We start from the raw sequence: 25,176 nt of genomic DNA on the forward strand, positions 1-25,176 counted from the left end.
TGGGTATATTAGCCTTCTGTTTGCTGTGAAAGTTGCTCGATCAATGCGCGTTTCAGTGCGCTTTGCTGCTCACTGGACAGCGCCTGATCGTCGCTATTTGAAATCATAAAAAAGTCTTCGGCCCGCTCGCCAATGGTGGTGATTTTCGCGGCATGAATGTTGACGTCGCAGCGCTGAAACACTTCGCCGATGTTGGCCAACAGGCCGGGCGTATCCAGCGCCGCCAACTCTATCATGGTACGTTTGCTGGTATTGCCGGGTAAGAACACCACCTTTGGCGGCACGTTAAACTGGCGCATCTGGCGCGATAATTTGGTTTTTTGTCGCGATAAGTCTGGCTTGCCGGCAATATACAGTTCCAGCGCGCGCTTAATGCTTTGTTGGCGTGATGGCGAGTTCACCGGCTCGCCGTTTTGCTCCAGAATAACAAAGGTGTCCATGGCATAACCGTCTTTATTGGTCATAATCTGGGCATCAAAAATATTCACTTTTTTGCTGTCCAGCGCCGCGACTAAGCGGGCAAACAGTTTCGGCTGATCTTTGGTGTAAATAAACACCTGGGTACCCCCGCGAATAGGGGCTTTGCTAATGAGTACCAGTGGTTCGTCCGGGTTTTTATGCCGTAAAATATGCTCGCAGTGCCAGACAATTTGCCTGGCGCTGTAGCGGGCAAAGTAATCGGCTTTGATGCGACTCCAAAGGTGCAATATTTCACTTTCGCTAAAGGTTTGCTTCAGCAGCAGCGGCATGGCTTCGCTTTGGTTTTCGCGAATAAGGTCCCGCAAGTCCATTGGCTTTTCCAGGCCGCGGCGAAAGGCTTTTTGCGTGGCTAAAAATAGCTCACGCAGCAGTGAACCTTTCCAGTCGTTCCATAAGTTGTCATTGGTGGCGCGAATATCGGCCAGCGTCAGGCAATACAGGTAATTCAGCCGGGTTTCGTCACGTACTTTTTCGGCAAACTCCGCCACCACAGCCGGATCGTGAATGTCACGGCGCTGAGCAGTGACAGACATCAGTAGATGATGCTCGACCAGCCAGGCCACCAACTTACTGTCAAAGTCACTGAGCTTGTGCAGTTTGGCAAATTCACGCACGTCCATGGCACCAAGCTCGGAGTGGTCACCGCCACGGCCTTTAGCAATATCATGAAAAATGCCGGCTAAATACAAAAGCTCAGGTTTTTCCATTTTGCGCACTATATCGCTGCACAGTGGAAACTCGCTGTCATGTTCAGTCAGCGTGTATTTATACAGGTTTTTCAGTAAACGGTGGGTGTGCTCATCTACCGTGTAGGCATGGAACAAATCAAACTGCATTTGACCGACAATATTACGCCACTGCGGCAAATAAGCTGCCAGCACGCCATAACGGTGCATCAGGGTAATGGCCTTGTCCATACCACGCGGGTGGCGGATAATGGCTAAAAACAATTGACGGCAGGCTTCGTAGTCTTGTAAGTCACCCATTAAACGCCGGCGAACCTGGCGGATAAGCCGCATGGTAGCAGAGTGTACGCCGGTGATATTGGAGTTATTGGCAATATGCCAAAACAGCCGCAGCAGGTTGTCGCGCCGGGCAAACACCGCATTGTCACGGGCGCAGATTAAATGGCCTTGTAGCTCAAAGTAATCATCCAAAACAAGAGTTTTGACTTTCTCTTTGTGGTTTAAAATGCTGCCATCAAAATGCTGTAGCAGCATTTCGTTTAGCTCACTTACCCGCTGTACGGTACGGAAGAACCGCTTCATCATCCGCTCGACCGAGGCTTTACCGTCAGCACCAAAGCCAAGCCGCTCAGCTACGGCTGGCTGATAGTCAAACAGAATACGGTTTTCATTGCGGCCCGCTTCCAAATGCAGGGCAAAGCGCATTTGCCACAGATAAGCCTCGCACTCCATCAGCTCCTGATATTCATCTTCAGTAAGGTACTGATATGCCACAAGCTCACGCATGGTACGGGTTTGGAAATGCCGTTTGGCTACCCAACCAATGGTCTGAATATCGCGCAGGCCACCTGGGTTGGCTTTTAGATTTGGCTCCAGGTTGTAAGCCGTGCCATGATACTGGGCATGGCGCTGTTGCTGCTCGTGGCGTTTAGCCTGAAAAAACGCCTGGCTGGTCCAAAAACTGTCTTTACTCACTTCTTGCTGTAACTGTTCAAACAGCGGCTTATTACCGGTCAGCAGGCGCATTTCCAGTAAATTGGTGGCAATGGTAATGTCGTCTTTGCCCAGTTTTACCGACTCTTTTACCGTTCTAACGCTGTGGCCCACTTCCAGGCGCAGGTCCCACAGTAAGGTAATAAATTGACCAATAGCGTCTTGCTGTGCGGCTGATAACCGGCCTTCAGCCAAAATGAGCAAATCAATGTCGGAGCAGGGGTGCAGCTCGCCACGGCCATAGCCGCCAACAGCAATTAAACTGAGGTCTTTGCTTTTATGCAGCTCCAGATTGTGCCACAGTTGCACCAGCACTTTGTCGATAAAAGCGGCACGGGCTTTTACCAGCGCGTTTACCGGATGCTGAGCAAAGCTTTTGCTTAACCAGTCGTGGAAATCGGCGAAGTGCTTTTTATAGCTGTCCAGGCTGTAACGGTCGGGAAGGGCTTTACTGAAAGTTACCGCCTGGCTCATGCTGGTCTCCGCTGGGGTTATTCTGCAGTTAAAATGCGCTCGATAGTATCGTCACTGCGCAGGGTTAAAATTTCACAGCCGGTGTCAGTCACCAGAATAGTGTGCTCAAATTGTGCTGATAAGCTACGGTCTTTGGTGACGACGGTCCAGCCATCGGCCAGCAGTTTGCTTTGACGGCCACCGGCATTAATCATCGGCTCTATTGTCAAACACATACCGGTTTTGAGTACTTCGCCGGTGCCGGGTTTGCCGTAATGCAGCACTTGTGGGTCTTCGTGGAACACCGCTCCAATACCATGGCCGCAGTATTCACGCACCACTGAATAGCTGTGTGCTTCAGCATGTTGCTGAATAACATGGCCAATATCGCCTAAACGTACGCCGTTTTTCACTTTTTTCAGTGCCAGGTACATGCACTCCTGCGTAACCCGAATAAGCCGCTCAGCCATAATGCTGGGTTTGCCCACTACGAACATCTTAGAGGTATCGCCATGGTAACCATCTTTAATTACCGTGATGTCGATATTGATAATATCGCCGTCTTTGAGTTTTTTATCGGATGGAATGCCGTGACAAATCACCTGATTCACCGAGGTGCAGATTGATTTAGGAAAGCCGTGGTAATTCAGTGGCGCCGGGATCGCCTGCTGCTCGTTGACAATGTAGTCATGGCAGATGGTATTGAGCTCGTCTGTCGTGACGCCGGCTTTTACATAAGGCTCAATCATTTCCAGCACCTGCGCGGCAAGACGACCTGCCACACGCATTTTTTCAATTTCGGCTGGAGTTTTGATGTTCGCTGTCATGCTGTTTCTCTATTTAGGGCGGGGCCAACGCCAGGCGCCGCTGCTGCAAAAATACACATTTCATTGTGTTTATAGGGTGTCTATGGTATAAAGCGCGCCGCAAATTAGCAAATCGCATTCGCGTATAAGGCAGAACCTTTTGCTCTGTACCGCGTTGTAATGTGCTTAATTGGCGTAATTAAACAAAACACACATGTATCGACACATATTCCGGGGTGCTTTGCCCTGCACTGAACCACAGTCAGGCCAGAGTCGGCGTATGGGATACATGGAGGCTTAACCCCTTATACAGGAAATTAAATCATGGCAAAAGTTTCTATGCGCGACATGCTCCAGGCGGGCGTGCACTTCGGTCACCAAACCCGTTACTGGAACCCAAAAATGAAGCCGTTCATTTTCGGCGCGCGTAACAAAGTTCATATCATCAACCTGGAACAAACTGTTCCTATGATGAACGACGCTCTGGCATTCATTCAGCAAGTAGCAGCGAAAAAGGGCAAGATCCTGTTCGTTGGTACTAAGCGTGCCGCTTCTGAAGCCATTAAAGAAGCTGCAGTTAAGTCTGATCAGTTCTACGTAAACCACCGCTGGTTAGGTGGTATGCTGACTAACTGGAAAACCGTTCGTCAGTCAATCAAGCGTTTAAAAGATCTGGAAGCGCAAAGCCAGGACGGTACTTTCGACAAGCTGACCAAGAAAGAAGCTTTAGACCGTACCCGTGAAATGGATAAGCTGGAAAAGAGCTTAGGCGGTATCAAAGATATGGGCGGTTTGCCGGACGTACTGTTCGTTATCGACGCTGACCATGAACATATCGCTATCAAAGAAGCGAACAACCTGGGTATTCCTGTTGTGGCTATCGTTGATACTAACTCTGATCCAAAAGGTGTTGACTATGTAGTACCAGGTAACGATGACGCTATCCGCGCTATCCAGTTATACCTGGGTGCTGTTGGTCAGGCCATCCTGGAAGGTCGTGACAAAAACATCGAAGTTCAGGCAGAAGCCGAAGCCTTCGTTGAAGCAGAGTAATTTCATTGTCACAGGTGCCCGCTAAGCTGGCGCCTGTGCAGTGCAAGATTGCGACAGGGGCCCAACGGCCCCTGTTTGTCCAACCAGAATGAATACGAGGAAGCTCCCATGGCTGTAACTGCCGCTTTAGTAAAAGAACTTCGCGAGCGCACTGGCGCTGGCATGATGGATTGTAAAAAAGCACTGGAAGAGACTGCAGGTGATATCGAAGCTGCAATCGACGCCATGCGTAAAAGTGGTTTAGCCAAAGCTGCCAAGAAAGCTGGCCGTATCGCTGCTGAAGGTACTATTATCACTCGCGTAGCAAACGGTTACGGTATTGCTATCGAGTTCAACTGTGAAACAGACTTCGTAGCACGTGATGCCAGCTTCCTGGCGTTTGCTAACGCTGTGGCTGACTTAGCTCACGCTAACAAGCTGTTCACGGCTGAAGCTATTTTAGCGGCTGACTTAAACGGCACTTCAGTAGAAGATACCCGTGCTACTTTGGTAGCTAAAATTGGTGAAAACATCAACGTACGCCGCGCTGCGGTAGTTGAAGGTGCGGTTATCGGCTCTTACGTGCACTCAGGCCGTATCGGCGTATTAGCGGTACTGGAAGGCGGTAACGAAGAGATCGCTAAAGATGTGGCAATGCACGTTGCTGCAAACAACCCAGGCTATGTGAACCCAGAAGACGTATCTGCCGAAGTGGTAGAACGTGAGCGTCAAATCCAGGTTGAAATTGCGGTTAACTCTGGTAAGCCACAAGAAATCGCTGAAAAGATGGTTGCTGGCCGTATGACTAAGTTCACTGGCGAAGTGAGCTTAACCGGACAGCCGTTCGTGAAAGATCCGTCTATCACTACCGGTGACTTCCTGAAGCAAAACGGTGCTAAAGCCATTTCTTTCATTCGTTTAGAAGTGGGCGAAGGTATCGAGAAGAAAGAAGAAGACTTCGCGGCTGAAGTAGCTGCCCAGATTGCGGCAGCGAAGAAGTAATTTATTCTTCTGCCTAACGGCAAAAACCGCTAGAATAACCGCGGCTTTCGGTTTACCCACCGGGCCGCGGTTTTTTTTACCCGCAAAATTGTCAACGCCAGCCAGCACTAAGAGGATGTCATGAGCACAAACCCAAAACCAACCTACCGCAGGATCTTATTAAAACTCAGTGGTGAAGCCCTGATGGGTGATGAAGGCTTTGGTATCGACCCCAAAGTGTTGGACCGGATGGCACAGGAAATTAAAGAGCTGGTCGAGCTTGGCGTGCAAGTGGGTATCGTTATCGGTGGTGGCAACATTTTCCGCGGTGAAGGCTTAGCCAAAGCGGGTATGAACCGCGTGGTAGGCGATCACATGGGCATGCTCGCTACGGTAATGAATGGTCTGGCCATGCGTGACGCCTTGCACCGGGCTTACGTGAACGCCCGTATGATGAGCGCCATTCCACTTAATGGTGTGTGTGATAATTACAGCTGGGCAGAAGCGATAAGCCTGTTAAAGTCAGGCCGGGTGGTGATTTTCTCTGCCGGTACCGGCAATCCGTTTTTCACTACCGACTCGGCAGCCTGTTTACGCGGTATTGAAATTGAAGCGGATGCAGTATTAAAAGCCACTAAAGTAGACGGCGTGTATTCAGCCGATCCGGTAAAAGATCCCACCGCCACGCTGTATCATCAGTTAACCTATAATGAAGTGCTGGATAAAGAGCTAAAAGTGATGGATTTAGCTGCTTTTACACTGGCACGTGACCACAACCTGCAAATTCGTGTGTTTAATATGAACACCGCCGGCGCCTTAAAGCGCGTCATTATGGGCGAGCAGGAAGGTACGGTCATCGACCACGCTGAGAATTTACAGTAAACTAGCCGGCCTGCTTAAGCCCGGCTTAGTGATAAGACGAAGAAAAAAGGATACTCAAGGTGATTAACGACATTATTAAAGACAGCAAAGTACGGATGGAAAAAAGCGTAGAAGCGCTGAAGGTCCAACTGAGTAAAGTGCGTACCGGCCGTGCTCACCCCAGTTTACTCGATGGCATTATGGTGTCTTATTATGGTGCCGACACCCCGCTGCGTCAGGTGGGTAACGTGTCTATTGAAGATGCCCGTACACTGGCGATAACCGTATTTGATAAGAGCCTGACTGCGGCAGTAGAAAAGGCCATTATGGCCTCTGATTTAGGTTTGAACCCAATGTCTGCCGGCACCATTATCCGTGTTCCGTTGCCACCGCTGACAGAAGAGCGGCGTAAAAGCCTGGTAAAACTGGTGCGCGGCGAGGCAGAAAATGGCCGTGTTGCGGTGCGTAACATTCGCCGTGACGCCAATGCTGATTTGAAAACGCTGCAAAAAGATAAAGCCATCAGCGAAGACGATGAGCGCCGCGCAACAGAGGAAATCCAGAAAATTACTGACAGTTTCGTGAAGAAGATTGACGAAGTGCTGGCTGAGAAAGAAAAGGAACTGATGGAAGTTTAAAACCAACTTCTGTTAACCTTTGGGGCGTCGTGACGCTTAAGCTTTACGGCGCCTTTTTATATGCGAATGATTTGGTGGTGTGATAGCCGCTATCGGCTAAAACCCTAAGAAGTATAAGGACAGGTTGCACTTTATGACTGCAGATGCGCAGCTTAACGCGCAAACATTGCCACAACATGTGGCAATTATCATGGATGGTAATGGCCGCTGGGCTCAGCGCCAGGGTAAACCCCGGGTATGGGGCCATAAAAAAGGTGTGGAAGCGGTACGGCGTAGCGTGAGTTTTTGTCGTGAACTCGGCATAAAATCACTCACGCTATTTGCCTTTAGTAGTGAGAACTGGCGCCGACCGGAAGAGGAAGTGTCGACTCTCATGCAGCTGTTTTTAATGGTGCTGCAAAGTGAAGTAAAAACCCTGCATAAGCATAATGTCAGGTTAAAAATAGTCGGTGATTTATCCGCCTTTAGTGACAAACTGCGCGACAGTATTAGTAAAGCTGAGCAGCTTACGGCGAATAACACTGCTCTGACACTGAATATTGCTGCCAACTACGGTGGCCGCTGGGACATGGTGAATGCCGCCCGTCAGCTTGCTGCTCAGGTAGCGCAGGGGCAGTTAAAACCGGAGCAAATAGATGAGAGCTTGTTTGCTCAACAGGTGCAGATGCACGATCAACCCGAGCTGGATTTGCTGATCCGTACCGGGGGGGATTTGCGCATCAGTAATTTTTTATTATGGCAGGCAGCGTATGCGGAGCTGTGGTTTACCGAGACCTTGTGGCCGGATTTTGACCAACAGGTATTTTCCGAGGCAATTGCTGCCTTTATCAACCGTGAGCGTCGTTTTGGTTGCACCGGGGAGCAGGTGCGGCAAATGGCGGCCTCGGCTAAAGGATAACGAGATTGTTTAAACAACGGGTTATTACCGCTTTAGTACTGGCGCCGCTGGCGCTGGCCGCGGTGTTTTATTTGCCGCTGGCTGGCTTTGCGGTGTTTATCTCCGTGGCGTTTTTGTTAGGGGCCTGGGAGTGGAGCGGCTTTTGTGGTTTACCCAATCGGGCCAGCCGGGCAGTTTACGTGTTATTGACGGCTGTTATCCTGACGCTGCTGTATTGGCAGCTGCCGGTGCAGGCCAGCTGGCCTATTGAGACGAATGTCCTGTTAAGCAGCTTGTTACTGGCCGGTGTCGCCTGGTGGCTGCTAGCAATAGCCTTGGTACTAACGTATCCGCGTAGCCAACGGCTGTGGGCGAATAGTGATTGGCGCAAGGCGCTGATGGGTTGGCTAACGCTTATTCCGGCCTGGGCCGCGGTGTTATTTATTCGTTCAACTGACTACGCAGCCTCAAGCTTTACTGGCGCCTGGCTGATTTTCGCCTTACTGGGCCTGGTGTGGGCGGCGGATATTGGCGGCTATATCGTCGGCAAGCCTTTTGGTAAACGCAAATTGCTGCCCAAAGTGAGCCCGGGTAAAACTATTGAAGGTATGCTGGGCGGGCTGGCACTAGTGGCGTTGGTGGTAACTGGCGTGGCGATGCTGCAGGATTGGCCGGCACAGACGCCGGTATGGTATGTGTCGGCACTGTTGCTGACCGTGTTGTCGGTATTTGGTGATTTAACCGAAAGTATGTTTAAACGGGTCGCCGGCAAGAAAGACAGCGGTGCATTTTTACCGGGTCACGGCGGTATTTTAGACCGTATTGACAGCTTAACCGCGACAGCCCCGTTGTTCGCCATCATTGTTGCGTTGTACAGCGGGTTTTATTAATGCGTCAGGTGGTGGTATTAGGTTCAACCGGCTCTATCGGCATTAGCACCTTGTCGGTGCTGGCTGCGCATCCACAAGATTATCAGGTGCTGGCGTTAACGGCTGCCAGCCAAACGGACAAACTGTTGGCGCAGTGTCTGGCGGTCAAACCCCGTTACGCCGCCTTGCTTGACGTCGCTGCAGCTAAGGCTCTGGCGCAGGCACTAAAGCAGGCAGGCAGTAAAACAGAAGTGTTAAGCGGTATTGATGGATTGTGTCAGTTAGCCGCGCACCCTGATGCCGATATTGTGATGGCGGCCATAGTGGGCTCAGCAGGCTTGCTGCCGACGCTGGCTGCGGTGGAGCAGGGTAAAACGGTGTTGCTGGCCAACAAAGAAGCTTTGGTGATGAGCGGTGAGCTGTTTATCAGCAAGGTAAAACAGCACGGTGCGACACTGCTGCCGATTGACAGTGAGCACAATGCCATTTTTCAGTGTCTGCCGGCAGGCTTGCAGCAGCACACGCATGATCAGCAGTTAGCCGATTTTGGCATCAGCAAAATTTTACTGACGGGCAGCGGCGGCCCTTTTCTCACCAAGCCGCTCAGTGAATTTTCCAGCATCACGCCGGCGCAAGCGGTGGCGCATCCTAACTGGAGCATGGGGCAGAAAATCTCGGTTGACAGCGCCACCATGATGAACAAAGGCCTGGAATTTATTGAGGCGCGCTGGTTGTTTAATTGTCAGCCTGCCGATATTGAGGTCGTGATCCACCCACAAAGTATTATTCATTCTATGGTGCAGTACACGGATGGCTCTGTTCTGGCACAGCTGGGTCAGCCTGACATGCGTACACCGATTGCCCATGCGCTGGCCTTCCCCAAGCGAATGTCCAGCCCGGTAGCACCACTTAACTTTAAACAGATGCGTGATTTTACCTTTACCGAACCCGCGCCCGAGCGCTATCCCAACCTCTATTTAGCGATAGCGGCCTGTGAGCAGGGACAGGGTGCTACCACAGCGTTAAATGCCGGCAATGAAATAGCGGTAGACGCTTTTTTAGCCGGCCAGTTAACCTTTACCGATATCGCCAGATTGAATCAGCGCTGCCTGGAGCAATTTAGCGGTTTCAGGGTGACGACACTGGATGATATAGTGGCGCTGGATACAGAAGCGCGTCAGTATGCGCGCGCCTTATTAAGGAAAGGCTTGTAATGTCGGGTGCCGTCTGGAATTTATTGTCATTTATCGTTGCTCTGGGTGTACTTATCACGGTGCACGAGTTTGGTCATTTTTGGGTTGCACGTAAAAATGGCGTCTTGGTAAAACGTTTTTCTATTGGTTTTGGTAAGGCCCTGGTGCGCTGGCGTGACAAGCAAGGCACCGAATTTGTGATTGCCGCCATTCCGCTGGGTGGCTATGTACGAATGCTGGATGAGCGGGTCGACCCGGTACTGCCGCAGTTTAAAGATTTAGCGTTTAACCATAAAACCGTGTGGCAGCGTATGGCCATTATTGCTGCAGGCCCGGCAGCCAATTTTGTGTTTGCGATTTTTGCACTTTGGTTAATGTATTTGCTGGGCGTCCAGACAATGCGGCCGGTTGTTGCCGATGTGGCGCCTGACTCTATCGCCGCAGCAGCAGGGGTTAGCCCAAATCAACAGATTATCGGTGTTAACCAACATAAAGCCAGCGATGCCAGTAGCGTCAATTTGCTACTGGTTGAGCAGATTGGTCGCGACAGTATTGCCCTTAAGCTGCAGGACCTTACAACACAGCAAGTGCGTGAGGTAAGGTTAAATACCACCAAGTGGCAGTTTGACCCTGAGCAACAAACTGTGTTTGATAGCCTGGGGCTGGTGTTAGCCAGGCCTCAGGTGCTAACCGAAATTGCTGTTGTAGCGTCTGATTCTGCCGCAGAGCAAGCTGGCCTAAAGGCAAACGACAAAATTAAAGCCATTGACGGTAATGCGATAACCGCCTGGCAACAGCTACAGCAAGTGATTACTAACTCGCCCGAGCGCGAGCTGCAGGTTGATATTATACGCGATGGCCAGCCTGTCAGGCTTAACGTGACACCCAAACGGGTCATGGCAGAAGATGGGTTTTCTCAGGGGGTGCTGGGTATTACCCCCAAGTTAAGCGACTGGCCAGAGGGCGTGCTGTATACCCAGCATTATGGCGCTGTTGATGCCATAGCGGCGGGTGCAGCCCATACCTGGCAGTTAACCCGGTTAAGCTTTGCCATGATTGGTAAATTGGTTACCGGCGATGTATCGGTAAAACATTTAAGTGGCCCGATAGCTATTGCACAGGGCGCTGGCACCACAGCCAGTATAGGTTTAGTCGCTTTTTTATCGTTTTTAGCGCTGATAAGTGTTAACTTAGCCGTCATTAATTTACTACCGTTACCGGTACTGGACGGCGGGCACTTAATGTATATGCTGCTGGAACTAATACGCGGCAAACCTGTCTCTGAGAAGACGCAGGAAATAGGTTTCCGCTTCGGTGCGTTAGTCCTGCTGATGTTAATGGGAATTGCGCTGCTCAACGATATTTCTCGTTTGTAAATAACTAATCATAAGTAGTTCAAATAATGACAATTAAACGATTAGTAGCTGCGATGTTACTTGCTTCTGCCAGTAGCTCGGTGCTCGCTGAAGAATCTTTTACGGTACAGGATATTCAGGTTGAAGGCCTGCAACGTGTGGCACTGGGTGCGGCGCTTAATAATCTGCCATTTAACGTAGGTGACACAGTAACCGAATACAGCTTGTCGCGCAGTATTCGAACCTTATATAGCGCAGGGCACTTTGAAGAGATCAAGGTATTCCGCGATGGTAATACTGTCATTTATCGTTTGCGTGAAAGACCGACGATCAACGCGATTGAATTTGACGGTAACAAAGATATTAAAGAAGAGCAGCTTAATGAAAGTTTAGCTGGCAACAGAGTTGAAGTCGGCGAGCCGCTGGACAAGACCATTCTGAAGAGTATCGAAAACGGTCTCACTGAGTTTTACCACGGCGTGGGTAAGTACCAAGCCGAGGTTGATATTGAAGTAACCTACTTACCGCGCAACCGGGTTAATTTAAAAATAAAATTTGAAGAGGGTGATGCAGCTTCAGTCCGGCAGATTAACATCGTTGGTAATAAGCTGTTCTCTGATGAAGAGCTATTGCGTGATATCGAATCTAAGCAGGATTTACCCTGGTGGCGTTTTTTATCTTCTGACCGCTACCAGAAGCAAACCCTGCAAGGCGATATTGAAAAAATTACCAGTTATTATCTGGACCGTGGCTACCTGCGCTTTAGTATCGATTCTTCACAGGTGTCTGTCAGCCCGGATAAAGAATCAGTCTATGTTACGCTTAACGTGACAGAGGGCGAACAATACAAAATTAGCGGTGTTAAATTTGTTGGCGATTTAATTGGCCAGGATGAGTTTATCAGCCGAATTGTGCCGATGAAAAACGGTGATTTGTATAACGGTGCTTTGGTTACCTACACCGAAGAGACGATTGCTAAGCTGTTGGCCCGTTTTGGCTATGCCAACTCGAAAGTGCGAACCATTCCGCAAATTAACGACGACACAAAGGAAGTAGAGCTCACCATTAGTGTTGACCCGGGTAAACGGGTGTATGTGCGTCGCATTAGTATGAGCGGCAACGCCAATACACAGGATGAAGTATTACGCCGTGAACTGCGGCAAATGGAAGGTGCATGGCTATCTAATGACGCCCTGGAGTTGTCCAAGCAACGTATTCAGCGCTTGCCTTATGTCGAGTCTATAGATTTTCAGACTACGCCGGTTGCCGGGGTGGACGATTTGGTAGACGTGAACTTTACCGTAAAAGAACAACCGTCTGGCAGCTTTAATGCCGGTATCTCTTATGGTAATTACATGGGGCTGTCGTTCCAGGTTGGGGTGCAGCAAGAGAGCTTTTTAGGTAGCGGTAACAGTGCCGGTATTAGCCTTAGCACGAATAAATACCAGAAATCAGTGAGCCTGACTTACACCGATCCTTATTTTACCTTGGATGGTGTAAGTCTGGGCGGACAGGTATTTTATTCCGACATCGATTACAGCAGCGCTTCCTCTAACCTTGAAGCTTATAATCAGCGCCGCTATGGTTTTGGCACCAATATCGGTTACCCGATTAATGAATATAACCGGCTAAATTTCGGCGCTAACTATGTGGTCAACAAAATCAATTCGATCAACGAATATGATCAACTTCGCCATTTCCGTGCGGTATTGCTGGATGCGCAAAACCCGGACGGCGGCTATAACTTCACTAACTATGAACTCACCGCAGGCTGGGTGCGCAGTACGCTTAACCGGGGGTTATTCCCTACTGCAGGCCATTATTTAGGCGCCAGTATTAAGGTGACTACGCCAAACTCAGATCTGACATTCTTTAAAACCGCTTTTGAGGGGCGTAATTATATTCCACTTAGTGATGATCATAGCTGGTCATTCCTGACTAAACTGGAGCTGGGTTACGGCAATGGTTATGGCAATAAGAATGGCTATGACTACACCTTACCGTTCACTGAAAACTACTATGCCGGTGGCCAGAATCTACGTGGCTTTGAAAGCCGTATTATCGGCCCACGTGCAATTTTCCGTTATGCACAACAAGTGCCCGGTTTACCAGAACTTGGTGGCGGTGGTGGCGGTTTCCCGGCTGATCCGGATAGCGATAGTTACTCAGTATCGCAGCGTTCTATCGGTGGTAATGCTATGGCAGTGCTTACCATGGAACTGATTACACCAACGCCGTTTTTAAGTGATGAGTATCGTAACTCAGTGCGCACCAGTTTATTTGTCGATGCAGGTAATGTTTGGGATACGGAGTTTGATATTGACCGCTATGCAGGGTTAACGCAGCGCTTTGTCGGCCAGCGTCAACCTCTGCTAGCCGATTACTCAGATCCCAGTTTAATTCGCGCTACCGCTGGTGTATCTTTACAATGGATTTCACCAATGGGCCCGTTAACGTTTAGTCTCGCCAAAATCATCAAAAAGTATGAAGGTGACTTGCAGGAAAACTTCAGTTTTAATATTGGTACAACATTCTAAATTCAAAAATAGGGAAAATAAGATGTTAAATACACGTTTGGTAAAATCTGCATTGGTGTTGTTAGCAGGTTTAATGATGGCAGGTACTGTCGCCGCAAAAGAAATGAAAATTGGTTTTGTTGATGTGCAAGCGGTAGCAGCGAAAATTCCACAATCTGCCGCTATGCAGGAAACCATTCGCAGTGAGTTTGCTCAGCGCATTGAAACCGTGGGTAAACTGGAAAAAGACATTAATTTCAATATTGAAAAGCTGCGCCGCGATGGCCCAACGATGAGTGAAAAACAACAGGAAGAGCTAAAAACTACACTGAACAACCAGCGTCAGCAGTATGAGCAGTTAGCTCGCCCGTTAGACGAAGAAATTCGTACCCGCCAGGCAGAAGAGCGCAACAAGGTACTTGCGCTGATTAAAGCCGCTATAGACGTTGTGGCTGAGCGGGAAAAATTTGATGTAGTGTTGAACTCAGGCGCAGCAGTCTATGCTAAGCCAGAGTATGACATTTCAGAAGCTGTTGCAGCTCAGGTTAGCAAAGCTAAATAATGGCAGGATATTCACTAGCAGCATTGGCTGAGCGCTTTGACGCTCAGCTTATTGGTGACAGCCAATGCTATGTTACCGCCATCGCCACGTTGGAAAACGCCGAAACCGGTCAAATCAGTTTCTTATCCAACAGTAAGTACCGTAAGTTTTTAGCACAAACGCGTGCGTCTGCCGTACTTATTACGGCTGACGATGCGGCTTTTTTGGCCCCGGGTGTCAATGCCTTGGTGGTGAAGGACCCTTATGTCGCTTTCGCCCGCATAGCACAGCTGCTGGATACCACACCTGCAGCCGCCAGCAGTATTCATCCTACCGCAGTTATCGATAGCAGCGCAGTGTTGGGTGACAAGGTGGCGATAGGCCCGGGCGCTGTGGTTTCAGCCGGTGCCGTACTGGGTGACAATGTACAAATTGGTGCCGGCTGTTTTATCGGCGAAGGCGTCAATATCGGTGCCGACAGTAAAATATGGGCAAATGTTACCCTGTATCATGCGGTGCGCATTGGTCAGCGTTGTATTGTGCATAGTGGTGCAGTAATTGGTGCCGATGGTTTTGGTTTTGCTAATGAGCGTGGCAACTGGATTAAAATACCTCAAAAAGGTACTGTTTTGCTAGGTGATGACTGTGAAATAGGAGCGAATACCACCATTGACCGTGGTGCCATCGAAAATACCGTTATTGGCAATAATGTCATTATTGATAACCAGTGCCAGATTGCTCACAACGTGCAGATTGGTGACCATACCGCAATGGCGGGTTGTACTGTAGTGGCTGGCAGTACGAAAATTGGCCGTTACTGTATTATTGGCGGCGCTGTGGTAATCAATGGCCATATAGAGATTTGTGACGGTGCCCATATTACTGGTATGGCCATGGTAATGAAGCCAATCACAGAAAAAGGCGTATACTCATCAGGTCTACCGGCAACCAGTAACCAGGAATGGCGTAAAAATACCGCCAAGTTACGCCAGATAGAACAATTGTATCAGCGGGTGAAGCAACTGGAACAGCAGTTTGCCGTACTGGCCACCCCGACCGAAATGGACAATAAGACAGAGGACTAGCCTTGGCTAACCAACTTAACAGCCTGCAAATTCAGGAAATTATGGCATTATTGCCACATCGCTACCCATTTTTACTGATTGATAAAGTGGTCGACTTCACGCCAGGCGAGAGTCTGACGGCAATTAAAAATGTGACCATAAACGAGCCTATTTTTACCGGCCATTTTCCGGGTATGCCAATCTTCCCTGGCGTGCTAATTCTGGAAGCCTTAGCGCAGGCCACTGGTATTCTTGGTTTTAAAACAGTAACCGAGCGTTCAGAGAATGAATTGTATCTGTTTGCGGCGATTGATGAAGCACGCTTTAAAAAGCCGGTAGTACCAGGTGATACCATGGTGCTGGAAGTGAAGTTTTTAAAAGAACGCCGCAACATGTGGAAGTTTTACGGCGAAGCAAAAGTAGAAGGCCAGATTGTCTGCTCAGCTGAGCTGATGTGTGCCAGAAGAGAGCTCTAACGTGATCCATCCATCTGCGGTAATCGAGCCCGGCGCTAAGCTGGGCAATAATATTAAAGTTGGCCCGTTTTGCTATATCGGCAACGACGTGGTGCTGGGCGACGACTGTATCCTGGAATCGCATGTGGCGATTAAAGGCCCAAGTACTATTGGCAAAGGTAATCATTTTTTCCAATTTGCTAGCATAGGCGAAGCTTGTCAGGACAAAAAATACAAAGGCGAGCCAACCCAGCTGATTATTGGCGATTACAACGTGTTTCGTGAAGGGTGCTCAGTGCATCGTGGTACCGTGCAGGACCAAGGCAAAACCATCATCGGCAGTCACAATCTGTTTATGAACACTACCCACATTGCCCACGATGTGGTCGTTGGTAATCATACCATTTTTGCCAGTGGCGCTCAGGCTGCCGGCCATGTGCATGTAGGGGATTGGGCCATTTTAGGCGGCATGACCGGCGTGCATCAGTTTGTCCATATTGGTGCTCACAGCTTCTGCGGTGGCGGCTCTATTGTGCTTAAAGACGTACCACCTTATGTCATGGTGCACGGCGCACCTTGCGTACCGGCGGGAATTAACACTGAAGGCTTAAAGCGCCGTGGTTTTGATGCTGAGGTATTGCTGGAAATCCGCCGCGCCTATAAAGAGGTGTACCGTAAAGGCCAAACCGTGGCTGAAGCCTTAGCTGTACTGGAAGAGAAAGCCGCCACTATGCCAGAGCTTAAACTCTTTACCGACTTTATTGCTAACGCCAGCCGGGGCATAGTGCGCTGATGCAGCTTGGCCGCCCACTAAAAATCGCCATTATCGCCGGGGAACACTCCGGCGATATTTTAGGCGCCGATCTGATTACAGCACTTCAAGCCACTCATCGCGATGCGGTGTTTTACGGTATCGGTGGGCCGCGCATGCAAGCGCTGGGGTTTAACGCGCAGTTTGATATGGAAGAGCTGGCGGTAATGGGCATTGTTGAAGTGCTGGGCCGGCTGCCAAGGCTACTACAGGTCAAACGCGACATTTTGGCGGCATTACTGGCCGATAAACCCGATGTTTTTATTGGTATCGACGCGCCCGACTTTAACCTGCCGGTAGAGTTAAAGCTAAAGCAAGCCGGCATTAAAACCGTGCATTATGTTAGCCCGTCCGTTTGGGCCTGGCGGCATAAACGTATTTTTAAAATTGCGGCCGCTACGAACATGGTGTTATCGCTGCTGCCGTTTGAAAAAGCCTTTTATGATAAATATCAGGTGCCTTGCACCTTTGTTGGCCATACCATGGCCGATACGATGCCGCTGGATGTCGATAAGGCAGCCGCTAAAGCTGAACTGGGGTTAGATCCAAGCCGGCCGGTATTAGCCATTATGCCCGGCAGCCGCACTAATGAAATTAAACTGTTAGCGCCAGACTTTTTACAAGCGGCGCGCTTATTACAGCAGCAGCTGCCAGCGCTGCAACTGGTGACCAATATGGTTACAACCCAAAAAGCAGCGCAGTTTAATACGATTAAGCAACAGCTGGCGCCAGAGCTTGCTATTACTGAGTTTACCGGTCAGGCCAGACAGGTGCTGTTAGCCGCTGACGCCACCTTTATTACTTCAGGTACCGCTACCTTAGAGGCTATGCTGGCCAAGTGCTTAATGGTAGTGGCATACCGCGCCAACTGGCTAACCTATCAAATTGGTAAACGGCTGGTAAAGCTGGCGCATTTTAGTTTGCCGAATTTACTGGCCGGGCGTGGTATGGTGCCAGAACTACTGCAGCATCAGGTGACACCGCAAGCCCTGGTCGATGCCATGCTGCCGCAGCTCTCTGCCAACCGGCAGGCACTGCTTGAAGAGTACCGCGCTATCCACCAAAAAATTAAATGCAATGCCAGCGAAAAAGCAGCGGCGGCCATTTTACAGGTAATAAATGATGACGCTGTACCCAAGGCCTGACGTTGCGCTGATTTGCGGCGTCGATGAAGTCGGCCGCGGGCCATTGATTGGCGCTGTGGTCACAGCCGCTGTGATTCTGGACCCCAGGCAGCCGATTGCCGGTTTAACTGACTCAAAAAAGTTATCAGAAAAGCGCCGCGTCGAACTGGCAGAGAAAATTAAACAACAGGCACTATGCTGGGCGCTGGGGCGGGCCGAGCCACATGAAATAGACCAATTAAATATCCTGCACGCAACTATGCTGGCGATGCGCCGGGCGGTGGCTGCATTAAGCATCAAGCCACAGTGGGTGCTGGTAGACGGTAACCGCACGACTGACTTCGGCATACCTGCCAGTGCGGTGGTAAAAGGTGATTTGCTGGTGCCGGAAATCAGCGCCGCGTCTATTTTAGCCAAGGTGGCACGCGACAGTGAAATGCAGGCGCTGCATCAGGCGCATCCGCAATTTGGTTTTGACAGTCATAAAGGCTACCCCACAGCGGCACATCTGGCGGCCATTGCCGAGCATGGCGTGCTGCCACAACACAGGCGCAGTTTTAAGCCGGTACGCCAGGTGCTGGAGCAACGCGGGCTATGAGCTCACCCGCCTTTATTCATCTTCGGGTGCATAGCGACTTTTCCATGGTCGATGGCCTGGCGAAAGTAAAACCTATTGTAAAAGCGGCACAAAAGCTTGGCATGCCGGCACTTGCGCTGACCGATCAGATGAACTTTTGTGGCCTGGTACGTTTTTACAGCACCGCACATGAAGCCGGCATTAAGCCAATTGTTGGTGTTGACTGCTATGTACGCCACCCGCTGTTTGGCAACGAAACCAGTCGTATGTTGCTGCTGGCCGCCGACAACGCGGGTTATCAGAACCTGAGCCAGCTGATATCCAAAGCCTATTTACGTGGCCATGTTGATGGCAAACCGCAAATTGAGCATGAGTGGCTCTCTGACTACAGCCAGGGGGTTATTGTGCTCTCAGGCGGTAAAGATGGCCTGCTGGGTAAGGCGTTATTAAAAGAAAATCCTAATACTATTAATGAGCTGCTGGCGTTTTATCAGCAGCATTTTGCCGATCGTTTTTATCTTGAGCTTATCCGTACCGGCCGGCCTGACGAAGAGCTGTATATCCAAAAAGCGGTTAGCCTGGCCGAGCAGCATCAGTTGCCGCTGGTTGCGACCAACGAAGTGGTATTTTTGCAGCCAGACGATTTTGCTGCCCACGAAATTCGTGTCGCCATTCACGATGGTTTTACCCTGGATGATAAGCGCCGGCCGCAAAATTATAGCCAGCAGCAATACCTGAAATCTGAGCAGGACATGCAGCAGCTGTTCGCTGACTTGCCCGAGGCGCTGGAAAACTCGGTCGAAATTGCTAAACGCTGTAACGTGACCATTCGCCTTGGCGAGTACTTTTTACCTGCGTTTCCTACAGGTGGCATGACTGACGCCGATTTTCTGGTGATGAAATCACGCGAAGGTCTCGAAGACCGTTTAGTACAGCTGTTCCCCGATGAGCAGGTAAGACAGCAAAAACGCGGCGAGTACGATGAGCGGCTGCAGATAGAGCTGGACGTGATAAACCAGATGGGGTTTCCAGGCTACTTTTTGGTCGTGATGGAATTTATCCAGTGGAGTAAGGATAACGACATTCCGGTTGGGCCGGGCCGTGGCTCGGGTGCCGGTTCTTTGGTCGCCTATGCACTGAAGATTACCGATCTGGACCCGTTGGAATTTGACCTGCTGTTCGAGCGCTTTCTAAACCCGGAGCGGGTATCGATGCCCGACTTTGACGTCGACTTTTGTATGGACCGGCGCGATGAGGTGATAGAGCACGTTGCTGATATGTATGGTCGTGAAGCCGTATCGCAAATTATCACCTTCGGTACCATGGCGGCCAAAGCCGTTATCCGCGACGTGGGCCGGGTGCTTGGCCACCCTTATGGTTTTGTTGATCGTATTTCAAAACTCATCCCTCCTACGCCGGGTATGACGTTGGAGCAGGCATTTAAAGAAGAGCCGCGTTTGCCCGAGCTATACGAGCAAGATCAGGAAGTAAAAGATCTGATTGATATGGCGCGACAGCTCGAGGGCGTAACCCGCAACGCCGGTAAGCACGCAGGGGGCGTGGTAATAGCACCGACCAAGATTACCGATTTCTCGCCGCTGTATTGCGATGATGAAGGCAATAACCCGGTGACCCAGTTTGATAAAAACGATGTTGAATATGCCGGTCTGGTGAAATTCGACTTCCTTGGCCTGCGTACCCTGACCATTTTGCAGTGGGCAGTGAATATGGCCAACGCGAGGCTAAGCCGTGAAGGTAAGCCGCTGGTTGATATCAACAAAATACCGCTGACTGACAAGAAAAGTTACGACGTGCTGATGAAAGCGGATACCACAGCGGTATTTCAGCTGGAATCGCGCGGTATGAAAGATCTGATCCGCCGCCTGCAGCCAGACTGCTTTGAAGATATGATCGCCTTAGTTGCGCTGTTCCGTCCGGGCCCGCTGCAATCGGGCATGGTGGATAACTTTATTGACCGTAAACGTGGCCGCGAAGAAATCTCCTACCCCGATGCCACTTGGCAGCATGAGTCGCTTAAGCCAATATTAGAGCCGACCTACGGTATTATTCTGTATCAAGAACAGGTCATGCAGATTGCCCAGGTACTCTCGGGTTACTCACTGGGCGGCGCCGACTTACTGCGCCGAGCCATGGGTAAGAAAAAGCCGGAAGAGATGGCCAAACAGCGCGACACCTTCCAGCAGGGCGCTGCTAATAATGGTATTGACCCTGAGCTGGCGATGAAGATTTTCGATTTAGTGGAAAAATTCGCCGGCTACGGCTTTAACAAGTCGCACTCTGCTGCCTATGCACTGGTGTCGTACCAGACACTGTGGATGAAAGCGCATTACCCGGCCGAGTTTATGGCGGCGGTAATGTCGGCCGATATGGATAACACTGACAAAATTGTCACCCTGGTGGACGAGTGCGAGCGGATGAAGCTGAAGCTTATTCCGCCCGATGTTAACGCCGGCGTATACAAATTTACCGTCAATGAGCAGGGCCATATTGTGTATGGCATTGGTGCTATCAAAGGGGTTGGCGAAGGCCCGATAGACGCTATTTTACAGGCCAGGCAGCAGCATGGCAGCTTTAGCGACTTATTTGATTTTTGCGCCAAGGTTGATTTAAAAAAACTGAACCGGCGCGTGATTGAGAAACTGATTTTATCCGGCGCCATGGACCGTTTAGGCCCGCATCGCGCCGCGCTGATGGCCAGTTTGGAAGAGGCAATGAAAGCCGCCGAGCAACATGCTAAAGCCCAGGCAGTGGGGCAGGATGATCTATTCGGTCTGTTAGGCCCTGAGCCGGAGCATGCTGCTGCAGCGTTTAAACAAGTAGCACCTTGGCCGGATGAAGTCTGGCTGGAAGGCGAGCGCGAAACGCTGGGCTTGTATTTAACCGGCCACCCGATTAACCGCTATCTGGATGAGATACCTCGCTATATTAACTGCCGCTTGTCAGAGCTGCAGCCAACACGTAAAGACCAAAGTGTCACTGTCGCCGGCTTAGTGGTGTCGGTACGGGTAATGATTAATAAAAAAGGCCGGCGCTGGGCTATTGTTACACTGGATGATAAGTCGGCGCGGCTGGACGTGCGATTTTTTCCGGATCTGCTGGAAAGTTTCGAGCAACAGCTGCAAAAAGACAGCATTCTGGTGATAACCGGACAGGTCAGCTTTGATGATTTTAACGGTGGCCTTACAATGACCGGCCGCGATGTCAGCGAGATCACGGCAGTAAGGGAAAAATCTCTGAGATCGCTTAATATCACTGTACAATCGCCGCAAATAGACCACAATTACCTGCAAAGATTGCAGCAGGTATTGGGTGAGTATAAAGCAGGTACTGTGCCGGTAAAATTGCGCTATCAACGCCAGGAAGGCGAGGTTATTTTACAGCTGGGAACGCAGTGGTGGGTAACGCCGGCCGACGCTTTGTTGCACCAGTTAAAGCAATTGGCAACAATAGAACTGGAATTTAATTAATTAGGTAGTGACAGTCGATGATGCTGAATTATTTAGAGTTTGAGCAACCTATTGCTGAACTTGAAGCAAAAATAGACGAATTACGTAATGTCAGCCGTAATGGCGATTACGATTTAGGCTTAGAAGAAGAAATCAATAAACTAAAAGAAAAAAGTCTGGGCCTGACCAAAAAGATTTTTGCGGAGCTGGGTGCCTGGCAAGTGGCGCAATTAGCCCGCCACCCACTTCGGCCCTACACGCTGGATTATATTCAGCATATGTTTACAGAGTTTGATGATTTAGCCGGTGACCGCGCTTTTGCCAACGATCAGGCGATAGTGGGCGGTACGGCGCGCTTGGGTGACATACCCGTGATGGTGATTGGCCATCAGAAGGGCCGTGACACCCGCGAAAAAATTAAACGTAATTTTGGTATGCCACGGCCGGAAGGTTACCGTAAAGCCTTGCGTTTAATGGAAATGGCCGAGCGCTTTAATATGCCGATAGTAACCTTTATCGATACCCCAGGTGCTTACCCAGGCATAGGTGCTGAAGAGCGTGGTCAGTCTGAAGCGATAGCGCGCAATTTAAAAGTGATGGCCGGCCTTAAAGTTCCGGTGATCTGTACCGTTATCGGTGAGGGCGGCTCGGGTGGTGCTTTGGCAATTGGTGTTGGCGATAAAGTTAACATGCTGCAGTACAGCACGTATTCGGTGATATCCCCGGAGGGCTGCGCCTCTATTTTATGGAAAAGCGCCGAAAAAGCCCCGCTGGCGGCCGAAGCCATGGGCATCACTGCCGAGCGCATTAAAGAGCTAAAGCTGATTGATGAAGTGATACCAGAGCCGCTAGGCGGCGCCCATCGCTCGCATGAGCAGATGGCGCAAACGTTAAAGCAGGCGTTGCTGCGTGACTTACAAAAGCTGCAAAAAATGAGCAGCAAAGAGCTGTTAGATGTGCGTTATAAACGTTTAATGTCATACGGTTATTGCTAAGCCGTATTGCCAGACAGGTTGTTACAAAAGCCAGTGCCGCTGCACTGGCTTTTTGTTTTGTGGTAGTCTGCCGTATTATTTATTAACGTCCTCGCTTATGACAGAACCTTGCAGTGGTCCGGCGCCTGAGTTAAGCGCGGCCGGCCTTATCAATACACTTGCCTTAGCACCTGATAGCCAGCTAGTGTTGGCATTAAGTGGCGGTATGGACTCTATGGTGTTGCTGCATGTTTTGGTACAAGCGCAAAAACTGCAGCCTTTTGTCTTATCGGCTGTCTATATTAACCACGGTATCAGTGTGCATGCCGCACACTGGGGGCAGTTTTGTCAGCAGCAGTGTCAGGCACTTGGCGTCAGCTTTTCCCAACAGCAGGTCAAGCTTAACGGCACTGATAATTTAGAGCAAAGGGCAAGGCAAGCGCGTTATCATGCGCTGGCGCAGTATATTTGCACCGACAAGCATCTGTTGTTAACCGCTCACCATGGCGATGATCAACTGGAAACCCTACTCTTGGCGCTAAAGCGCGGTGCCGGCACCGCGGGCCTGGCCGGTATAGCCGCCAGGCGGCCCTTTGCTAAAGGCACGCTGCTTCGGCCTTTACTGGCCTTTAGTCGCCAACAGCTGGAACAGTATGCCCAGACACATCAGCTTAGCTGGGTAGAAGATGACAGCAACAGCGATACCCGGTTTGAGCGAAATTTTATCCGCCAGCAGATAGCGCCACTGCTTAAGGAACGCTGGCCGCATTTTCACCAGACTGCGCAGCGCAGTATGCAGCATATTGCCGCGCAGCAAGCGCTATTAGACCACTACACTGAGCAAGCGCTTAGCGTCTGTGTTAACGCCCAGGGCCTGGACTTAACGCAGTTGGCCGCCTATTTTCCGGTGCAGCAGGATTTAGTTATCCGTCAGTGGTTGAAGGGCTTTGGCTTAAACCCTGAAACCCAGTGGTTAGTTACGTTGAAACAGCAGGTAATTGCAGCCCGGCACGACGCAACGCCGCAGCTGGTGCTGGGCCATTATACCCTTTGTCGCTATGCCAACACCTTGTATCTGCTAGATCCGACACAGCTACAAGTACCCGAGGGCAATTTAAGCTTTGTCGTTAATGAAAATGCGATGCAGGGCATGCTGAGTTTGCCGGCGGACTGTGGGACGTTGCAGTTTAGTCGCAGTGAACAACCCGGCAGCTTGCCTCTACCTTTAACAGCTTGCGAGGTGGTTTTTGGCCGTTTAAGCCTGCGGTTTAAGCCGGCTGGTGCGCCGATGAGTAAGCCGCTAAAGCAGTGGTTTAAGTTATGGCAGGTTCCGCCCTGGCAGCGTCAGCGGGTGCCGCTGCTGCTGGTGGAAGGCGAGTTGGTGGCGGTAGCGGGCTTCGCCAGCAGCATAACGCCGACTGAAGCTAAGCTTTGGTTAAGCTGGCAGCCTAAGGTTAAGGCTTAATAGCCGGGTTTAGGCCACCCGTACCGTACTTTTGCCGGCATCTTTGGCGGCATATAGTGCGCTGTCGGCGGCGCTAAACAGCGCTTTGACATCCTGCTGCGGTTTTAGCACGGCCAAGCCGGCACTGGCACTGACCTGATGCTGCTGACACAAATGATGCTGATTAATGGCCCGCACCAGTCGTCTTGCCACCAGCTCGGCACTGTCAGCGTCGGTGCCGGATAAGATCACAGCAAACTCGTCGCCGCCAAAGCGGAACAGGCTATCGGTAACTCTCAGAGTGTCACGCAGGCAATCGGCAACAGCTAGCAGAATATCGTCACCGGCACTGTGGCCGGATAAGTCATTTACCTGCTTAAAGTTATCCAGATCGAGCAAAATCAGCGCGCAACGCTCATCATGGCGCTGTGCCAGCAACACGGCTTTGTCGAAACTGTCGTCAAAAAAACGGCGATTACCCAGGCCGGTCAGCGTGTCTTTTAGTGCCATTTGCTGCAGGCGATGTACCACCAACGCATTACGTAACGCATACAGCCACTCGGCCTCCAATAAGCCAAGCTCGCGCAGGTTCATCGGGCTAAACGGGTAATCACTGTGATAAATCAGCTCGGCCAGACATTGCTGGTTTAATACCAGTACACTGCGATGGTCACACTCGGCCGCACGTGAGCCGCTGGCAGAAAAGTCACCCACAGCCGTTTTTAACCGCAAGCCAGACAGCGGCAATACTTTGCCGGCCGCCATAGAAACAATATTCAGCTGCTGCTGTAAATCCAACGTAGTTTGCAGCTGGCTGACCAGGCTCTGCTCATGGCATGGCGGTAGCTCAGGCCAGTGCTGGCGCTTGGTTACACTGGCATAACAAGGTGTATTACCAAGAGCCACTTCGTGTACTAACAGGTATTCCATACAGACATCCGTTAATGCTTTTCAGCCTATTAAGCAAATGCTGTGCCAC

Annotated in this window: 21 protein-coding genes; 18 read left to right on the plus strand and 3 right to left on the minus strand. The window is 50.4% G+C overall.

Annotation, left to right across the window (positions count from 1 at the left end; genetic code table 11):
- Positions 1–8: 8 nt before the first annotated feature.
- Positions 9–2,633, minus strand: a complete 2,625-nt coding sequence (gene glnD, locus ABGI61_RS10665; RefSeq protein WP_347600872.1) for a bifunctional uridylyltransferase/uridylyl-removing protein GlnD — start codon at positions 2,631–2,633, stop codon at positions 9–11.
- A 17-nt stretch (positions 2,634–2,650) separates the two neighbouring features.
- Positions 2,651–3,439 (minus strand): type I methionyl aminopeptidase, encoded by a 789-nt coding sequence (map, locus tag ABGI61_RS10670; RefSeq protein WP_347600874.1) that lies wholly within the window; start codon positions 3,437–3,439, stop codon positions 2,651–2,653.
- A 303-nt stretch (positions 3,440–3,742) separates the two neighbouring features.
- Here map and rpsB point away from each other — a divergent pair, with 303 nt between their 5' ends.
- The 18 genes from rpsB (at position 3,743) to tilS (ending at position 24,218) form a co-directional block, all read left to right on the plus strand.
- Complete coding sequence (rpsB, locus tag ABGI61_RS10675; protein ID WP_008223614.1) at positions 3,743–4,471, plus strand: 30S ribosomal protein S2; 729 nt, start codon at positions 3,743–3,745, stop codon at positions 4,469–4,471.
- A gap of 108 nt (positions 4,472–4,579) precedes the next feature.
- Entirely contained in the window at positions 4,580–5,452 is an 873-nt protein-coding gene (gene tsf, locus ABGI61_RS10680; RefSeq protein WP_008223613.1) for a translation elongation factor Ts, read from the plus strand.
- Positions 5,453–5,572: 120 nt separating this feature from the next.
- Complete coding sequence (gene pyrH / locus ABGI61_RS10685; protein ID WP_008223612.1) at positions 5,573–6,313, plus strand: UMP kinase; 741 nt, start codon at positions 5,573–5,575, stop codon at positions 6,311–6,313.
- Between the two features lie 59 nt (positions 6,314–6,372).
- The gene (gene frr / locus ABGI61_RS10690) at positions 6,373–6,930 is read left to right on the plus strand and encodes a ribosome recycling factor (RefSeq protein ID WP_008223610.1); all 558 of its coding nucleotides are present in this window, start codon (positions 6,373–6,375) and stop codon (positions 6,928–6,930) included.
- Positions 6,931–7,063: 133 nt separating this feature from the next.
- Positions 7,064–7,828: a polyprenyl diphosphate synthase gene (gene uppS / locus ABGI61_RS10695; RefSeq protein WP_347600878.1), complete on the plus strand. Its 765-nt coding sequence runs from the start codon at positions 7,064–7,066 to the stop codon at positions 7,826–7,828.
- Positions 7,829–7,833: 5 nt separating this feature from the next.
- A complete protein-coding gene (locus ABGI61_RS10700) occupies positions 7,834–8,697 on the plus strand; it encodes a phosphatidate cytidylyltransferase (RefSeq protein ID WP_347600880.1) in 864 nt (287 codons plus the stop codon).
- Positions 8,697–9,890 carry a 1-deoxy-D-xylulose-5-phosphate reductoisomerase gene (ispC, locus tag ABGI61_RS10705; protein ID WP_347600882.1) on the plus strand — a complete coding sequence of 398 codons (1,194 nt, stop codon included), beginning with the start codon at positions 8,697–8,699 and terminating at the stop codon, positions 9,888–9,890. Before ABGI61_RS10700 ends, ispC begins: the two co-directional genes overlap by 1 nt.
- Entirely contained in the window at positions 9,890–11,245 is a 1,356-nt protein-coding gene (rseP, locus tag ABGI61_RS10710; RefSeq protein WP_347600884.1) for a sigma E protease regulator RseP, read from the plus strand. The genes ispC and rseP overlap by 1 nt, the downstream gene beginning before the upstream one ends.
- A 26-nt stretch (positions 11,246–11,271) precedes the next feature.
- Positions 11,272–13,761, plus strand: a complete 2,490-nt coding sequence (bamA, locus tag ABGI61_RS10715) for an outer membrane protein assembly factor BamA (RefSeq protein WP_347600886.1) — start codon at positions 11,272–11,274, stop codon at positions 13,759–13,761.
- 22 nt (positions 13,762–13,783) lie between these two features.
- The gene (locus tag ABGI61_RS10720) at positions 13,784–14,302 is read left to right on the plus strand and encodes an OmpH/Skp family outer membrane protein (RefSeq protein ID WP_347600888.1); all 519 of its coding nucleotides are present in this window, start codon (positions 13,784–13,786) and stop codon (positions 14,300–14,302) included.
- Entirely contained in the window at positions 14,302–15,366 is a 1,065-nt protein-coding gene (lpxD, locus tag ABGI61_RS10725) for a UDP-3-O-(3-hydroxymyristoyl)glucosamine N-acyltransferase (RefSeq protein ID WP_347600890.1), read from the plus strand. The genes ABGI61_RS10720 and lpxD overlap by 1 nt, the downstream gene beginning before the upstream one ends.
- Before the next feature lie 2 nt (positions 15,367–15,368).
- Positions 15,369–15,821 carry a 3-hydroxyacyl-ACP dehydratase FabZ gene (gene fabZ, locus ABGI61_RS10730; RefSeq protein ID WP_347600892.1) on the plus strand — a complete coding sequence of 151 codons (453 nt, stop codon included), beginning with the start codon at positions 15,369–15,371 and terminating at the stop codon, positions 15,819–15,821.
- A 1-nt stretch (position 15,822) separates the two neighbouring features.
- A complete protein-coding gene (gene lpxA / locus ABGI61_RS10735; protein ID WP_347600894.1) occupies positions 15,823–16,593 on the plus strand; it encodes an acyl-ACP--UDP-N-acetylglucosamine O-acyltransferase in 771 nt (256 codons plus the stop codon).
- Complete coding sequence (gene lpxB, locus ABGI61_RS10740; protein WP_347600896.1) at positions 16,593–17,756, plus strand: lipid-A-disaccharide synthase; 1,164 nt, start codon at positions 16,593–16,595, stop codon at positions 17,754–17,756. Before lpxA ends, lpxB begins: the two co-directional genes overlap by 1 nt.
- A complete protein-coding gene (gene rnhB, locus ABGI61_RS10745; RefSeq protein WP_347601071.1) occupies positions 17,734–18,333 on the plus strand; it encodes a ribonuclease HII in 600 nt (199 codons plus the stop codon). The genes lpxB and rnhB overlap by 23 nt, the downstream gene beginning before the upstream one ends.
- Positions 18,330–21,800, plus strand: a complete 3,471-nt coding sequence (dnaE, locus tag ABGI61_RS10750; RefSeq protein ID WP_347600898.1) for a DNA polymerase III subunit alpha — start codon at positions 18,330–18,332, stop codon at positions 21,798–21,800. The genes rnhB and dnaE overlap by 4 nt, the downstream gene beginning before the upstream one ends.
- A 17-nt stretch (positions 21,801–21,817) precedes the next feature.
- The gene (gene accA / locus ABGI61_RS10755; protein ID WP_347600900.1) at positions 21,818–22,774 is read left to right on the plus strand and encodes an acetyl-CoA carboxylase carboxyl transferase subunit alpha; all 957 of its coding nucleotides are present in this window, start codon (positions 21,818–21,820) and stop codon (positions 22,772–22,774) included.
- A 97-nt stretch (positions 22,775–22,871) separates the two neighbouring features.
- Entirely contained in the window at positions 22,872–24,218 is a 1,347-nt protein-coding gene (gene tilS, locus ABGI61_RS10760) for a tRNA lysidine(34) synthetase TilS (RefSeq protein WP_347600902.1), read from the plus strand.
- A 9-nt stretch (positions 24,219–24,227) separates the two neighbouring features.
- Here the strand turns inward: tilS and ABGI61_RS10765 are convergent, their stop codons facing one another.
- Positions 24,228–25,127 carry a GGDEF domain-containing protein gene (locus ABGI61_RS10765; protein WP_347600904.1) on the minus strand — a complete coding sequence of 300 codons (900 nt, stop codon included), beginning with the start codon at positions 25,125–25,127 and terminating at the stop codon, positions 24,228–24,230.
- Between the last annotated feature and the right edge of the window lie 49 nt (positions 25,128–25,176).

Origin of the sequence: Rheinheimera fenheensis, from assembly GCF_039871805.1 — a bacterium.
Lineage (GTDB): Bacteria > Pseudomonadota > Gammaproteobacteria > Enterobacterales > Alteromonadaceae > Alishewanella > Alishewanella fenheensis.

What these genes read in the sequence shown, in the direction of transcription:
- pyrH (WP_008223612.1), top strand. Translation starts at nt 5,573, where the DNA reads ATGAGCACAAACCCAAAACCAACCTACCGCAGGATCTTATTAAAACTC.
- lpxB (WP_347600896.1), top strand. Translation starts at nt 16,593, where the DNA reads ATGCAGCTTGGCCGCCCACTAAAAATCGCCATTATCGCCGGGGAACAC.
- rpsB (WP_008223614.1), top strand. Translation starts at nt 3,743, where the DNA reads ATGGCAAAAGTTTCTATGCGCGACATGCTCCAGGCGGGCGTGCACTTC.
- bamA (WP_347600886.1), top strand. Translation starts at nt 11,272, where the DNA reads ATGACAATTAAACGATTAGTAGCTGCGATGTTACTTGCTTCTGCCAGT.
- dnaE (WP_347600898.1), top strand. Translation starts at nt 18,330, where the DNA reads ATGAGCTCACCCGCCTTTATTCATCTTCGGGTGCATAGCGACTTTTCC.
- accA (WP_347600900.1), top strand. Translation starts at nt 21,818, where the DNA reads ATGATGCTGAATTATTTAGAGTTTGAGCAACCTATTGCTGAACTTGAA.
- ABGI61_RS10720 (WP_347600888.1), top strand. Translation starts at nt 13,784, where the DNA reads ATGTTAAATACACGTTTGGTAAAATCTGCATTGGTGTTGTTAGCAGGT.
- tsf (WP_008223613.1), top strand. Translation starts at nt 4,580, where the DNA reads ATGGCTGTAACTGCCGCTTTAGTAAAAGAACTTCGCGAGCGCACTGGC.
- ispC (WP_347600882.1), top strand. Translation starts at nt 8,697, where the DNA reads ATGCGTCAGGTGGTGGTATTAGGTTCAACCGGCTCTATCGGCATTAGC.
- uppS (WP_347600878.1), top strand. Translation starts at nt 7,064, where the DNA reads ATGACTGCAGATGCGCAGCTTAACGCGCAAACATTGCCACAACATGTG.
- lpxD (WP_347600890.1), top strand. Translation starts at nt 14,302, where the DNA reads ATGGCAGGATATTCACTAGCAGCATTGGCTGAGCGCTTTGACGCTCAG.
- rnhB (WP_347601071.1), top strand. Translation starts at nt 17,734, where the DNA reads ATGACGCTGTACCCAAGGCCTGACGTTGCGCTGATTTGCGGCGTCGAT.
- rseP (WP_347600884.1), top strand. Translation starts at nt 9,890, where the DNA reads ATGTCGGGTGCCGTCTGGAATTTATTGTCATTTATCGTTGCTCTGGGT.
- ABGI61_RS10765 (WP_347600904.1), bottom strand. Translation starts at nt 25,127, where the DNA reads ATGGAATACCTGTTAGTACACGAAGTGGCTCTTGGTAATACACCTTGT.
- tilS (WP_347600902.1), top strand. Translation starts at nt 22,872, where the DNA reads ATGACAGAACCTTGCAGTGGTCCGGCGCCTGAGTTAAGCGCGGCCGGC.
- map (WP_347600874.1), bottom strand. Translation starts at nt 3,439, where the DNA reads ATGACAGCGAACATCAAAACTCCAGCCGAAATTGAAAAAATGCGTGTG.
- glnD (WP_347600872.1), bottom strand. Translation starts at nt 2,633, where the DNA reads ATGAGCCAGGCGGTAACTTTCAGTAAAGCCCTTCCCGACCGTTACAGC.